At 65.8% G+C, this 13,699-nt stretch carries 12 protein-coding genes; 8 read left to right on the top strand and 4 right to left on the bottom strand.

Features of this window, described 5'->3' with window-relative positions:
- Positions 1–102: 102 nt before the first annotated feature.
- Both GGR61_RS19170 and GGR61_RS19175 read right to left on the bottom strand, forming a co-directional pair.
- Complete coding sequence (locus GGR61_RS19170) at positions 103–1,497, bottom strand: sigma-54 dependent transcriptional regulator (protein ID WP_184407468.1); 1,395 nt, start codon at positions 1,495–1,497, stop codon at positions 103–105.
- A gap of 499 nt (positions 1,498–1,996) precedes the next feature.
- On the bottom strand, positions 1,997–3,610 hold the full coding sequence (locus GGR61_RS19175; protein WP_184623371.1) for a HAMP domain-containing sensor histidine kinase: 1,614 nt from the start codon (positions 3,608–3,610) through the stop codon (positions 1,997–1,999).
- A gap of 232 nt (positions 3,611–3,842) precedes the next feature.
- On the opposite strand from GGR61_RS19175, the gene sucC reads away from it, so the two are divergent.
- From sucC to GGR61_RS19195, 4 genes are all read left to right on the top strand, one after another.
- On the top strand, positions 3,843–5,012 hold the full coding sequence (gene sucC, locus GGR61_RS19180) for an ADP-forming succinate--CoA ligase subunit beta (protein ID WP_005992833.1): 1,170 nt from the start codon (positions 3,843–3,845) through the stop codon (positions 5,010–5,012).
- Between the two features lie 24 nt (positions 5,013–5,036).
- Positions 5,037–5,912, top strand: a complete 876-nt coding sequence (gene sucD / locus GGR61_RS19185) for a succinate--CoA ligase subunit alpha (protein WP_011038208.1) — start codon at positions 5,037–5,039, stop codon at positions 5,910–5,912.
- 605 nt (positions 5,913–6,517) lie between these two features.
- Positions 6,518–6,889: a DUF559 domain-containing protein gene (locus GGR61_RS19190; protein WP_184623373.1), complete on the top strand. Its 372-nt coding sequence runs from the start codon at positions 6,518–6,520 to the stop codon at positions 6,887–6,889.
- A gap of 22 nt (positions 6,890–6,911) precedes the next feature.
- On the top strand, positions 6,912–8,552 hold the full coding sequence (locus tag GGR61_RS19195) for an NAD+ synthase (RefSeq protein ID WP_184407465.1): 1,641 nt from the start codon (positions 6,912–6,914) through the stop codon (positions 8,550–8,552).
- On the opposite strand, the gene GGR61_RS19200 is transcribed toward GGR61_RS19195, so the two are convergent.
- Together GGR61_RS19200 and GGR61_RS19205 are read right to left on the bottom strand one after the other, a co-directional pair.
- Complete coding sequence (locus GGR61_RS19200) at positions 8,546–9,532, bottom strand: hypothetical protein (RefSeq protein WP_184407464.1); 987 nt, start codon at positions 9,530–9,532, stop codon at positions 8,546–8,548. The genes GGR61_RS19195 and GGR61_RS19200 overlap by 7 nt on opposite strands.
- A 281-nt stretch (positions 9,533–9,813) precedes the next feature.
- Entirely contained in the window at positions 9,814–10,692 is an 879-nt protein-coding gene (locus GGR61_RS19205; protein ID WP_184623374.1) for an outer membrane protein assembly factor BamD, read from the bottom strand.
- 120 nt (positions 10,693–10,812) lie between these two features.
- Here GGR61_RS19205 and rluD point away from each other — a divergent pair, with 120 nt between their 5' ends.
- From rluD to GGR61_RS19225, 4 genes are read left to right on the top strand one after another with little or no spacing between them, the layout of a single operon-like run.
- On the top strand, positions 10,813–11,808 hold the full coding sequence (gene rluD, locus GGR61_RS19210; RefSeq protein ID WP_184623376.1) for a 23S rRNA pseudouridine(1911/1915/1917) synthase RluD: 996 nt from the start codon (positions 10,813–10,815) through the stop codon (positions 11,806–11,808).
- A gap of 1 nt (position 11,809) precedes the next feature.
- Positions 11,810–12,625, top strand: a complete 816-nt coding sequence (gene pgeF / locus GGR61_RS19215; protein WP_184623378.1) for a peptidoglycan editing factor PgeF — start codon at positions 11,810–11,812, stop codon at positions 12,623–12,625.
- Between the two features lie 20 nt (positions 12,626–12,645).
- The gene (locus GGR61_RS19220) at positions 12,646–13,152 is read left to right on the top strand and encodes a DUF4166 domain-containing protein (protein ID WP_184623417.1); all 507 of its coding nucleotides are present in this window, start codon (positions 12,646–12,648) and stop codon (positions 13,150–13,152) included.
- A complete protein-coding gene (locus GGR61_RS19225) occupies positions 13,139–13,573 on the top strand; it encodes a thiol-disulfide oxidoreductase DCC family protein (protein WP_184623380.1) in 435 nt (144 codons plus the stop codon). Before GGR61_RS19220 ends, GGR61_RS19225 begins: the two co-directional genes overlap by 14 nt.
- The last annotated feature ends 126 nt before the right edge of the window (positions 13,574–13,699 follow it).

The following is a 13,699-nucleotide window of genomic DNA, read 5'->3' on the forward strand; positions in this document are numbered from 1 at the left end:
ACAGCAGCCGAAACCGACCATTCGCCTTTTACGATTCCCCACTCCCCACTCCCCACTCCCCACTCCCCACGCCCGATTCCCGATTCCCGATTCCCGGCCTCTCTACTCCATCCCCAACTTCTTGAGCTTGTAGCGCAGCGCACGAAAGGTGATGCCCAGTTGCGCGGCGGTCTTGGTCTTGTTCCAGCGGTTTTCTTCCAGCGCTTTCTGGATCGCGGCACGTTCCAGTTGCTCGATGTAGGACGGCAGGGCGGCCGAGGCGGGGTCGATGTCGACCACCGCTTCGCGCGGTTCGATGGCGGCGCTGCCGGGGCTGGCTGCGAGGCGGTGGCCGCCATGGGCGGGTAGGCGCAGGTCAGTGGCGCTGATCTGGTCGTCTTCGGCCAGGGCCAGGGCGCGTTCGAGGATGTTTTCCAGTTCGCGCACGTTGCCGGGGAAGCCGTAATGGTTCAGCGCGTCCAGCGCCGATTGGGTCAGCAGCGGAATCGGGCGGCCGTGGCTATGTGCCAGTCTGGCGATGATGGCGGCGGCCAGTTGCGGCAGGTCGCCGCCGCGTTCGCGCAGCGGTGGGACGCGCAGTTCGATCACGTTGATGCGGTAGTAGAGGTCGTGGCGGAAACGGCCGTCGGACACCAGGTCGCCGAGATCCTTGTGGGTGGCCGAGAGGATGCGCACATCCACCAGCGTTTCGCTGGAGGCGCCGACCGGACGGATCGATTTTTCCTGGATCGCACGCAGCAGTTTGACCTGCATCTGCAGCGGCAATTCGGCCACTTCGTCCAGGAACAGCGTGCCGCCATGCGCGGCCTGGAACAGGCCGGGCTTGTCGGCATGCGCGCCGGTGAAGCTGCCTTTCTTGTGGCCGAAGAATTCGCTTTCCATCAGCTCGGCAGGAATGGCGCCGCAGTTGACCGGGACGAATGGCCCGGCCGCGCGTGCGCCTTGTTCGTGGATGGTGCGTGCGACCAGTTCCTTGCCCACGCCCGATTCGCCGACGATGTAGACCGGTGCCTGGCTACGCGCGACCTTGCCGATGGTGGCGCGCAGGCTTTCCATTGCGCCGGAGTCGCCGAGCAGGCGGCTGGCCTGTTCCGGCGGTGGTGGCGGTGGAGCGGGGCGGTCGCGGTTGTTCAATTCCAGCGCGTGCTTGACCAGGCCGCGCAGCACGCTGATATCCACCGGCTTGCTGACGAAGTCGAACGCGCCGGCCTTCAGCGCTTCCACCGCCAGGTCCATGCTGCCGAACGCGGTGATCATCGCCACCGGCGTTTGCGGATAGTGCTTGGCGATTTCGGTGACTAGTTCGATGCCGTTGCCATCGGGCAGGCGCATATCGGTCAGGCACAGATCGTAGGGATTGCTGGCCAGCAGTTCGCGTGCTTCGGCCAGGTTGGCGGCGGTGCTGATGCGCAACCCCATGCGGCCCAGGGTCAGGACAAGCAATTCGCGGATGTCACGCTCGTCATCGACAACCAGGGCACTTTTCTGTTCGTTCATGTTGCCCACGATATCCCAGCGCGATGACCGTCGACAATTGCCGGCCGCGTTGGTGCCAAACGGTTCACGCGGATGTTCGGTGCGTGTGTGCGGATCGAGGTGCGCCGATGGGTGCCAGTCAGAAGCGAGGGATAGGTGCCGCGCCGCATGTGGTGCAAGGCGTCTCCAACGCGGTGGGGTTGGCCTGGCGGGCAGGGCTGTCGTCGTCTTGGAGGGGGGGCGATGTGGGGACGCGGCTTCATCCGCACGTGCAGATGTCGCACACCTGATGTGGTTCTAGGGAGGCTCTGAACGCCTCTGTCTCAGGCCTTCGATCGGAGCCTGAGCCAGGCTGCGTCACGCGTAAGCGCTTGATTTTAAGTAAGGGCACTTGTCGGGATCAGGCGAGGCTACAAGCTTCCCCAGATGGTAGGTGAGTTGTTCAGAGGTTCCCTGGCAGCTGCGCTGTTTGCCAAGTTTGCCAAGCGATGCTCGAAGTGCGACAGCGCAGATCGATCACTCACTTGCCCAGCAGGCCATTGGGCCCCTGCAACAGAATCCGGAAACACGCGCCGCCCCCGGGGACCGACACGTAGTCCAGTTGCGCCTGGTTGGCGCGGCATAGCTCCTGGGCGATATACAGGCCGAGCCCGGTGCCGTGTTCGGAGGTGGTGTAGAACGGGCGGAACAACTGCGCGGCGACGGTGTCCGGAACGCCCGGGCCGCGGTCGATCACGTCGATCACCGCCATGCGGTCCTGGCGCTCGACGCGCAGTTTGACGCGCGCCGGTTCGTCCAGCACTCGGCCGTACTTGAGCGCGTTGTGGACCAGTGCGGTGAGGATCTGATGCAGGTGCTTGGGGTCCACCAATGCATGCACCGAGCTGCCCTGGATGCTGGATTCCAGGCTGTCGGTTTCCATCGACAGGGTCTGCCGGTAATCGATCACGAAGCGCCGCACGAAGGCGGCCAGATCCAGGTTTTCCGGGTTTGCGCGTTCGCGGCGGGCCAGGCCGAGCACGCTTTCGACGATGCCGTTGGTGCGCTGGCATTGCTGGTGGATGATCTGCAGCAGGCGGCGGTCGGCATCGCCGATGTCCGGGGATTCTTCCAGCAGTTGCGAGGCGTAGCTGATCGCCGCCAGCGGGTTGCGGATCTCGTGCGCCAGGCTGGCCGAAAAGCGCCCCATCGCCGACAAGGTCAGCGATTCGGCGCGGCGCGAAACCACGCTGGCGTCGTCCAGAAACACCAGCACCATGTCGCTGTCGGCCAGCAGGCGCGCAAAGCGCGGCTGCACTTCCGGGCGGTCGGCGCCCAGTTGCAGCGGGGCTTCTTCCTGGCGCCAGCCGCTGCGCCAGCGTTGCAGGCGACGCGCCAGTTCCGGCGTGAGTGCGGCCAGCGACAGATCTGCCGGGGCGTTGCGCTGGTCGCCATCGCCCAGCAGCGCCAATGCCGCCTCGTTGGCCAGGGTGATGTGGTTATGCGTATCGACCACCAGCACACCGGTGCGCAGGCGGCGAATGATCAGCTCGTTGATCTCGTACAGATTGGCGACCTGCGCGCCGCGCTGTTCGGCCAGCACCTGATTGCTACGCGCGCGCGCGGCGATCTGTTCGCAGATGAAGGCCACCGCGACGTAACTGGTGGCAAACATGGCCAGCTCGGCCACCGGACGGGTGGCGCCGGCGCCTTCGAGCAGGGTCCACAGGTATTCGAGCACGATGGCGGCGCTGGCGAGCAGGGCGATGCCCATGCCGTAGCGCAGGCGCAGCAGGATCGAGGCGGCGGCGACGTTGAACAGCAACATCATCGCGATACCGGCGCTGGCGCCGGGCAGGGCATGCGTGGCCAGGGTCGCGGCGAGGATGTCGGCGATCACCGCGCACAGCACGGTGGCGGTGAGGCGGCGTTCGTTGCGGCTCCAGAACAGCAGCGGGATGGCCAGCGACAGGTAGCCGATCGCCACACCGGCGGCCAGGCGCGGGTAACGTGGCTCGGGAATGGCGTCGGACAACGGGCTGAAGACCAGTGCGGCGATCAGCCCGGCCACCAGCACCCGGTAAAGCGAAAAGAAGTACAGCTCGCGCTGCGGCGCGGACTGGATCCGGTCGATAAGCGATGCGCTGGATGCCAAGCCACTTCCCCGCTGGAACAAGCCGCGAGTATAGGCAGGTACGGCGCCTGCGCTGCGCGCGGGCCTGGCGGCGGCTGGCCGCAGGCAGGCGTAGGAAGGGCGGGCGATGCCGGCGAATTTTGCGCAGCGCAGCGTGGTCGGCCACAATAGGCGGCCCGTTCGCGTCTTATGACGTGCCGCCCTGGCGGTCTGCGTTGCACGCAGCGGTCGTTTCCTTTTCCCACGGTGACGCATGAATTTCCACGAATACCAGTCAAAACAGCTGCTTGCCGAGTACGGCATCCCCGTCCCGGCCGGCAAGGTCGCGGCGACCCCGGACGAAGCGGTTGAAGTTGCCAACTCCCTGGGCAAGGGCCCCTGGATGGTGAAAGCGCAGATTCACGCGGGCGGCCGTGGCAAGGCTGGCGGCGTCAAGTTCTGCAAGACCACCGACGATGTGAAAGCCGCAGCGGCCAAGATGCTCGGCACCAAGATGTCCACCTACCAGACCGCCGGCGTCGAGCTGCCGATCAATCTGGTGCTGGTGACCACCGCCGGCGAGATCGTCAAGGAGCTCTACCTGTCGATCCTGGTCGATCGCGGCACCAAGACCATCACCTATATCGCTTCGAGCGAGGGCGGCGTGGAGATCGAGCAGGTCGCTGCCGAAACCCCGGAGCTGATCCACGCGCTCAACGTCGACTTCGTCGAGGGCGTGCAGGGTTACCACGGCCGCGATTTCGGCTTCAAGCTGGGTCTGAATGCCAAGCAGGCCGGCCAGTTCGCCAGCATCATGGTGAACCTGTATCGCCTGTTCAACGAAAAGGACCTGGCGCTGGTTGAGATCAACCCGCTGGCGATCCTGGACGACGGCAACCTGTACGCGCTGGACGGTAAGTTCGACAGCGACGACAACGCCGCATTCCGTCAGAAGCAGCTGATCGCCATGCGCGACAAGACGCAGGAAGACGAGACCGAAGTGACCGCGTCGGAGCTGGACATCAACTACGTCACCATGGACGGCAACATCGGCTGCATGGTCAACGGCGCAGGCCTGGCCATGGCCACCATGGACGTCATCAAGCTCAACGGCGGCGAGCCGGCGAACTTCCTGGACGTGGGCGGCGGCGCCAACAAGCAGCGCGTCATCGAGGCGTTCAAGCTGATCCTGTCCTCGGACAAGGTCGAAGGCATCTTCGTCAACATCTTCGGCGGCATCGTCCGCTGCGACATGATCGCCGAAGGCATCATCGCCGCGGTCAAGGAAGTGGGCGTCAAGGTGCCGGTCGTGGTGCGCCTGGAAGGCACCAACGTGGAAGAAGGCAAGCAGCTGCTGCGCGACAGCGGCATGGCCATCATCCCGGCCGACAACATCAACGACGGTGCCAAGAAGGTCGTTGAAGCTGTCAAGAACGCCGCCTGATCCACGACACCGAAGGAACTATCCATGTCCGTTTTGATTAACAAGAACACCAAGGTGATCGTGCAGGGCTTTACCGGCCAGCAGGGCACCTTCCACGCCACTCAGATGATCGAGTACGGCACCCAGGTCGTCGGCGGCGTGACGCCGGGCAAGGGCGGCACCACCCATATCGACCTGCCGGTGTTCAACACCGTGGCCGATGCCGTGCAGAGCACCGGCGCCGATGCGTCGGTGATCTACGTGCCGCCGCCGTACGCGGCCGATGCGATCCTGGAGGCGGCTGCGGCCGGCATCAAGGTCATCGTCTGCATCACCGAAGGCATCCCGGTGCTGGACATGCTGCGCGTCAAGAACGTGCTGACCCGTTCGCATCCGGACACCGTGCTGATCGGGCCGAACTGCCCCGGTGTAATCACCCCGGGCGAGTGCAAGATCGGCATCATGCCGGGCCACATCCACAAGCCGGGCAAGATCGGCATCGTGTCGCGTTCGGGCACCCTGACCTATGAAGCGGTCAAGCAGACCACCGAAGTGGGCCTGGGCCAGAGCACCTGCATCGGGATCGGTGGCGACCCGATCAACGGCCTGAACTTCGTCGATTGCCTCAAGCTGTTCAACGAAGACCCGCAGACCGAAGGCATCATCATGGTCGGCGAAATCGGCGGCGACGCCGAGGAAGCCGGTGCCGAGTACATCAAGCAGTTCGTGAAGAAGCCGGTGGTCGGCTTCATCGCCGGTGCCTCGGCCCCGGCCGGCAAGCGCATGGGCCACGCCGGTGCGATCGCATCGGGCGGCAAGGGCACCGCCGAAGGCAAGTTCGCCGCGATGGAAGCGGCCGGCGTCAAGACCGTCCGTTCGCCGGGCGATCTGGGTGCGGCGATCGCTGCGCTGGTGAAGTAAGCACTCGCTGCGCGCAAGCGTGTGGGTTGAGAGAGGCCACCTTCGGGTGGCCTTTTTTATGGGCTGGTTTTGCTGCCCTCATCCGCCCTTCGGGCACCTTCTCCCGCACGCGGGAGAAGGGAGTGGCAGCGGTGGCTTGTGTTGTAGCGATACAGCGGACACAGCAATCACAGCAACAGCAAAAGCAAAAGAAAAAACCAGCAGAGGTGTTAGAGCCACAAGCAGAAGCGGGAGGCATAAGCACAAACAGTCTCGGAGGCAGAGGCAGAGGCAAAGGCAGAGGCAGACGCAGAGGCAGACGCAGAGGCAGACGTAGAGGCAGACGCAGAGGCAGAGGCAGAGGCAGAGGCAAAAGCAGACGCAAAAGCAGACGCCTAGGCCGAATTAGAGGAAGCCTCTCGATGAAAGAGCGATGCCTGGAAAGAGCGCGGAGCAGTTAAGGCAGTTCTACTGCCTGCTTTTGCCTTGATTTCCGCTCTCCCGCTTGCGGGAGAGGGGTAGGGGTGAGGGCCGCTTTCCCCTACACCACCAAACGACCACAGCCGATAGCGGGCGCACATGCCCCACCCCAAGCTGTGAGCTCCCGTAGACCTCTATAGCGTCCAATGCGCGCTGGCGAAAAAATCCGATGCGCAAAAGCGCTGCGGCGCGAGATGACCGCTGCCGAGCGCTTGCTTTGGTACCACCTGCGTGATCGGCGCCTGTTGGGATGCAAGTTTCGCAGGCAATGTCCCATTGGGCCGTATATCGCCGATTTCGCTTGCCTGGACTGCGCACTGATCATCGAGCTTGAAGGTAGCCAGCACCTGGATGCGTCCTCCGATGCAGTGCGCGAGGCCTTCCTGCACCGAGAGGGCTTCCAGCTGCTGCGCTTCTGGAATAATGAGGTGCTGGTGCGCACCAACGATGTGTGTGAAGCGATTGCGCAACGTCTGTGCGTCGCCCGCTCTTCTCTTCCTCCTTCCGGCATTCGGTAGGAATCCGCAAAAGGCTGCCGATATGTCCCAGACCCTCCGCATCGCCATGGCCCAGTTCGACTTCCCGGTCGGCGCAGTGGCGCAAAATACCGACCGCATCATCGCGTTCATCGCGGCGGCACGGGACGAGTTCGGAGCGGACATCGTGCTGTTTTCCGAACTGACGATCAGCGGTTATCCGCCGGAAGACCTGCTGCTGCGGCCCGGATTTCTCGCCCATTGCGAAGAAGCGCTCGCGCGCATCGCGGCCAGCACGCACGGAATCGTCGCGGTGGTCGGCTGGCCGCAGAGCGCCGGCAGCGTGGTCTATAACGCGGCCAGCGTGTTGCGCGACGGGCGTATCGAAGCGACCTATCGCAAGCGCGAATTGCCCAACTACGCGGTGTTCGACGAGCGCCGCTATTTCGACGTGGACCCGGATGGCGAGGCCTGCGTGGTCACGGTCAAGGGCGTGCAGGTGGGTGTGGTGATCTGCGAAGACCTGTGGTTTGCCGAGCCGCTGGCCAGGACGGTGCAGGCCGGTGCCGAGCTGGTGCTGGTTCCCAATGCCTCGCCCTACGAGCGCGGCAAGCATGCGCAGCGCGATGCCTTGCTGGCCGAGCGCACCCGCGAGAGCGGGGCGGCGATTGCCTATCTCAACGTCGTCGGCGGGCAGGACGCGCTGGTGTTCGACGGGGCCTCGGTGGTGGCCGATGGCGACGGCACCGTGCATCCGGCTGCCGCCGCATTCGTCGACCAGTGGCTGGTGGTGGACTATGCCGCCGGCGAGCGCAGCTTCACCCCGGTGGTGTGGGTGGACGATGGCGACGAGAGCATGGACGCGCTGGCCTGGCGCGCGGTGGTGCGCGGGCTAAAGGACTATTGCCGCAAGAACGGCTTCGGCAAGGTCTGGCTGGGCCTGTCCGGCGGTATCGATTCGGCGCTGGTGCTGGCGATGGCGGTCGATGCGCTGGGCGGCGAGAACGTCACCGCGGTGCGGCTGCCCTCGCGCTATACGGCCAACCTGTCCAACGATCTGGCCGAGGAGCAATGCCGCGCGATGGGCGTGAAGCTGGAAACCATCGCGATCGAGCCGGCCTTCGAAGGCTTGCTCGCCGCGTTGGGGCCGATGTTCGAGGGCACCCAGCCGGATATCACCGAAGAAAATCTGCAGTCGCGCAGCCGGGGCGTGATCCTGATGGCGCTGTCCAACAAGTTTGGCGGGCTGCTGCTGACCACCGGCAACAAGAGCGAATACGCAGTCGGCTACGCCACCATCTACGGCGATATGTGCGGCGGCTACGCACCGCTCAAGGACCTGTACAAGACGGAGGTGTTCGGTCTGGCCAAGTGGCGCAATACCGTCGGCGGCGCGCCGGTGATTCCGCCGGCAGTAATTTCGCGCCCGCCCTCGGCCGAGCTGCGCGACAACCAGACCGATCAGGATTCGCTGCCGCCGTACGACGTGCTGGACGGGATCTTGTATCGCTATGTCGACCAGGAGCAGTCGCGCGACGACATCGTCGCCGCCGGCTATGCGGCCGATACGGTCGAACACGTGCTGCGGCTGGTGCGGCTCAACGAATGGAAGCGCCACCAGGCCGCGCCGGGGCCGAAGGTGTCGCGGCGCGCGTTCGGTCGCGAGCGGCGCTATCCGATCACCAACGGCTACTACGGTCAGTAACCCGCTGCATCGGCCGCCGCCGTGGTGGCCGGCTGCTGGGCGAAGCGGGTGAGCAGGTCCAGGGTCGGTTTCGGACGTGCCAGGTCGTACATCAGGCCGAAATGGCCTTCCGCGCCCTGGATGGTGGTCTGATCCAGCAATTCGTAGACGTTCACTTCGGACACCACGTCGGCATAGTTGTCGCGCACGTTGCGTAGCAGCTGCGCCAGGCTGTCGTAGCAACCGCGATCGCCTTCGCTACCGCCGGTGGTGTTGCCGGTGTAGATCTCGGCGCAGTTCAGCTCGTTGAAGAAGACCGGCGTGTTGTAGGTCTTCGCGGCGGTGCGCAGTTGTCCCAGATACAACTCGGTCCAGTAGCCGGCATCGTAGTGGAAGGCGTAGTAGTGGAAGCTGATGTGGTCGAAGTTGAAGCCGGCCGCCTTGGCCTTGGCCAGAAACCATAGCGACCCATTGCGATCGCCCGGGCAGCGTGCGTTGGCGCTGCGGTCGTCGCTGTTGCAGGCGGTGATGTTGATGGTGAAGCGCAGGCCGGCGCCCAGTTCGTCGGAGGCCTGCCGCATGCCCAGATACATCGTGGTCATCGCGGCGATGCGGGCATCGGCCTCGGCACGGACCAGATCCTGCTCGTTGCCGATCTCCCAGACCTTGATGTCCGCCGCATAGCGACGTGCCAGCTGGTAGCCGATCTCGCGCGACATCGGGTAGACCATCGGGCGCAGCGTGATGCCGTACTTGCGCGCCAGCGGGACCAGCACATCCAGCGTTGCGTAATCGCGCGGATCCACGTCGAACCGGTAGCTGCGCAGGTTGCGCGCTGCCAGCAGCTGGAAGCGGGCCTCGGCCTGGGCCATGGCATAGCCGGGGCGATTGTCGTGCGTGTTGACGCCGTAGACGATGGGCGCGGCCGCTGCGGGCGCGGCCGTTGCGGTCAGCAACGTCGCCAGCATGGCGAGCATGAGCGAGACGGGGGAGCGGGACATATGGTTTCCTGGCTGGCGCCGGCAGGGAGTCGGATCGTGTTCTGGGGCGAGTATAGGCAGCCCGTCCGCGCCGTTCGGTGACTTGGTGCCGGTTCCTTGCAGTGGCCTGCAATGCGCCCGCAGACCGGCGGGTCTGCCGGGCCGGCGCTGCCGGCGCTGCCGGGCACTGCGGTGGACTCGCCGCGGCCTCCGGCTCGCTGTGGTCTGCCTGCTGCAACCAGACATGCGGCAATAAGAAAGGGGCCTTGCGGCCCCTTCGGTATGCATCTGTCGCTGCGGACTCAGTCGCGGCTCATCTGCGCATTGTGCTGACCGGTCGCGGCGGATTTTTCGCCAGCAAACGGGTTGAGCTTGCGCACTGCCCACGGATACTTCGGCCAGTTGCCGGTCAGCCAGGGGTGCTTGGGATCGTTGAGTTCCAGCACGCGGCGTGCGTCTGCGGCCAGCGTCTTGTTGCCCAGGTGCGTGTAGGCCTCGGCCAGCACGGCGATCGCGTCGTACTGGAAGGCGCTCTGCGGATAAGTTTCCAGCAGGTAGTTGGCACGGCCCGCTGCCGATACCCAGGCGTCGCGGCGCAGGTAGTACAGCGCGTTGTCCAGTTCGTGCTGGGCGAAGATGTCGCGCAACTCGATCATCCGCTTGCGCGCATCGGCGGCATAACGGCTGTTCGGATAGCGGTCGGTGACCGTATTGAAATCGTTGTAGGCCTGCTGTGGCGAGGACAGGTCGCGACGGCTCGGGTCCAGCGACCACACGCGGCGCAGGAACACCGTGTCGCGGTTGCTGTTGGCCAGCCCGCGCAGGTAGTACAGGTACGCGATGTTGCGATGGGTCGGATAAGTACGGATGAAGCGGTCGACGCTGGACACCGTATCGTCGTGCTTGCCGGCCTTGTACTGGGCGTAGGCGCTTTCGATCATCGCCTGCTCGGTGTACGGGCCGTACGGGTACTGGGCGATCAGGCGCTTGTAGCTGGCTTCGGCGCCAGCCCAGTTGCCTTTCTCCATCAGACCGTGGCTTTTGCCGTAAAGCTGCTCGACCGGCATGCCCTCGTCCGGGTTCTTCTTGGCACCGCGATGGCAGCCGGTGACGACGAACGCCATGACCAGCATGAGGGCAATAAGGCGCACAGGCGCGGAAAACGTGGACCGTCGGATCATGGGTCTGGGAAGGACGCATCAGGAAAACGAGAGCGCGATGATAGCCTAGTGGCCTGTCCGGCGACTGACTCCCGCCACCCGGACCCCCAAATTCCCGCTTTTGCCTGAGTGCCTGTGTCCATGTCCGACCCATCTGCCGAACCCCTCGACCCGTCCCTCCGCCAGGCCATCGTGCCCGACAACGCCGCAGGGCGCCGCTTCGACGCGGTGCTGGCCGAGCTGTTCCCCGAATTCTCGCGCTCGCGGCTGTCGGAGTGGATCAAGTCCGGCGATGCGCTGCTGGACGGCGCAATGGCGCGCCCGCGCGACACCTTGCGCGGCGGCGAGAGCGTGCAAGTGCAGGTGGTGCTGGAAACCCAGACCCATGCCGCGCCGCAGGACATCCCGCTGAACGTGTTGTACGAGGACGACCAGGTGCTGGTGATCGACAAGCCGGCCGGCCTGGTGGTGCACCCGGGCGCCGGCAACCCGGACGGTACCCTGGTCAACGCCTTGCTGTTCCGCGACCCGGCGCTGTCGGCGGTGCCGCGCGCCGGGGTGGTGCATCGCCTGGACAAGGACACCAGCGGCGTCATGGTGGTGGCGCGCACGCTGCAGGCCCAGACCGCGTTGGTGGAACAATTGTCCGCGCGCGATGTGCATCGCCAGTATCTGGCGGTGGTGGTCGGCGCGCTGGTGTCCGGCGGCACCGCCAATGCGCCGATCGACCGCCACCCGCGCGATCGCCTGAAGATGGCGGTGCGCGACGACGGCCGCGATGCGGTCACCCATTACCGCCTGCGCGAGCGTTTCCGCGCGCATACCGCGCTGGAATGCCGCCTGGAAACCGGGCGCACCCACCAGATCCGCGTGCACATGGCGCACCTGAAGTCGCCGATCGTCGGCGACCCGCTGTACGGCGGCGCGCTCAAGCTACCCAAGGGCGCCACCGACGAACTGGTGCACGAGCTGCGCACCTTCAAGCGCCAGGCGCTGCATGCCGAAACGCTGGAATTCCTGCATCCGGTCAGCGGCGAGCCGGTGCGCGCCAGCGCGCCGGTGCCGGCCGACCTGCAGCGGCTGATGACGGCATTGCGCGAAGACAGTGCGCGCGCGGCCGAGTTGGCACGCCGCTGAGGTGCCGGTGGCCGCGCCCTTCCTCCTGCCGGCCGACTGGCCCGCGCCGCCGCGCATCCACGCGCTGACCACGCTGCGCTACGGGCTGGGCGAATCACTGGCACCGTTCGACACGCTCAACCTCGGCAACCGCGGCAGTGCGGACGGCGATGTCCCCGAGCGGGTGGAACGCAACCGGGCGTTGCTGGTCCAGGCGCTGGCGCTGCCCAGTACGCCGCACTGGCTGCGGCAGGTGCATGGCGTGCAGGTCCTGCGCGCCGATGCGCCGCCCGCGGCGGATGGCACGCAACGGGATGACGGGAACGACGTGGTGCCGGCTGCGCAGGAACCGGTTGCCGATGCGGCCGTGACGGCGGTGCCAGGTGTGGTGCTGGCGATCCTGACCGCCGATTGCCTGCCGGTGGTGCTCGCTGCCGTGGATGGCAGCGAAGTCGCCGCCGCGCATGCCGGTTGGCGCGGTCTGGCCGATGGCATGCTGGAGCGCAGTGTCGCGGCGATGCGCACGCCGCCACAGCAGCTGATGGCGTGGCTGGGGCCGGCGGCGGGGCCGCAAGTGTATGAAATCGGCGAGGACGTGTTCACCGCCTTCGTCGGGCACGATGCGCAGGCGCGGCACGCGTTTGTCGCGACGCGTCCGGGGCATTGGCGGGTGGATCTGTACGCGCTGGCACGGCAGCGCTTGCAGCAGGCCGGTGTAGCGGCCAGTGCGATTCATGGCGGCGGCCTGTGCACCATTTCCGACCCGCAACGCTTCTTTTCGCATCGCCGCGATCGTCGCAGCGGACGCATGGCCACGCTGGCCTGGATCGCGCCCTGAGCACGCCGCTGTTCGCGCAGCTGCTGGGGGCGGACGCATTCGCGCAATTGCCTGCGCCGGTACGCGCGCTGCATTCGGTGCAACAACGGCAGACCTTTGCCGGTTGGGCGCGCATCCAGCGCGGCCGGCATCCCTTGGTGCCATTGTTGGCGCTGCTGAGCCGGTTGCCGCGTAGCGGCGAGGTGGATGTCGCGGTGACGTTTGTGGTCGATGCGCGCGGCGAGCGTTGGCAGCGGCGGTTCGGCGGTGTGCCGATGGATTCGCGGATGTGGCGAGCGGGCAACGGTCTGCGCGAACACCTCGGCGCGGTGCGCTTCGAGTTCGCGCTGCGGGCCGATGCGCAGTCGTTGTACTGGCAAGCCACACGCGTGTGGGCCTTCGGTTGGCTGCCGCTGCCGGCGCGTTGGTTCGACCAGGTGCGGTGTCGTGAGCATGCCGACAGCGGCCGCTACGCCTTCCTGGTCGATGTGCATTTGCCGCTGGTGGGTCCGTTCATTCGCTACGAGGGCTGGCTTGAACCGCAGTGAGCCACCCAGTGCCGCGCCACATGTTGCACCCGCGACCATCGTGTTCGATGGCGTGTGCCTGCTGTGCAATGGCTGGGTCAAGTTTCTGCTGAAGCACGACCGGCGCGGGCGTTATCGCTTCGCCGCCATGCAAGGCGAGGCCGGGCGCGCGCTGTTGCAGCACCACGGTCTGGATCCGGACGATCCGTTGTCGTTCCTGCTGGTGGATGCCAGTGGTGCATGGACCGACAGCGACGCGATCGTGCGGGTGCTGGCCGGCTTGGGCGGCCTGTGGCGGCTGGCCGGTGTGCTGCGGCTGGTGCCACGTCGCGTGCGCGACATCGGCTATCGACGGATCGCACGCAATCGCTATCGGTGGTTCGGCCGCAGCGAGCACTGCATGCTGCCCACGCCCGAACAGCGCGCGCGATTTCTGGAGTGAGCACCGCCAACCGCGTTGCTGCCTGGCCGGCAGTTGTGCGCGCGTGCGGAAGATCGGCATCCAGTACGCGCACAGCCAGGCGCTTGCGCGTTGAAATAATCACGCCGCTCACGCCGATCAGTGCCA

It is taken from the genome of Xanthomonas sp. 3058, from assembly GCF_014199765.1.
GTDB lineage: Bacteria > Pseudomonadota > Gammaproteobacteria > Xanthomonadales > Xanthomonadaceae > Xanthomonas > Xanthomonas campestris_B.

Coding starts and splice junctions, on each gene's coding strand:
- sucD (WP_011038208.1), top strand. CDS start 5,037: ATGTCCGTTTTGATTAACAAGAACACCAAGGTGATCGTGCAGGGCTTT.
- GGR61_RS19200 (WP_184407464.1), bottom strand. CDS start 9,532: ATGTCCCGCTCCCCCGTCTCGCTCATGCTCGCCATGCTGGCGACGTTG.
- GGR61_RS19190 (WP_184623373.1), top strand. CDS start 6,518: ATGCGCGCTGGCGAAAAAATCCGATGCGCAAAAGCGCTGCGGCGCGAG.
- GGR61_RS19170 (WP_184407468.1), bottom strand. CDS start 1,497: ATGAACGAACAGAAAAGTGCCCTGGTTGTCGATGACGAGCGTGACATC.
- rluD (WP_184623376.1), top strand. CDS start 10,813: ATGTCCGACCCATCTGCCGAACCCCTCGACCCGTCCCTCCGCCAGGCC.
- GGR61_RS19205 (WP_184623374.1), bottom strand. CDS start 10,692: ATGATCCGACGGTCCACGTTTTCCGCGCCTGTGCGCCTTATTGCCCTC.
- sucC (WP_005992833.1), top strand. CDS start 3,843: ATGAATTTCCACGAATACCAGTCAAAACAGCTGCTTGCCGAGTACGGC.
- GGR61_RS19195 (WP_184407465.1), top strand. CDS start 6,912: ATGTCCCAGACCCTCCGCATCGCCATGGCCCAGTTCGACTTCCCGGTC.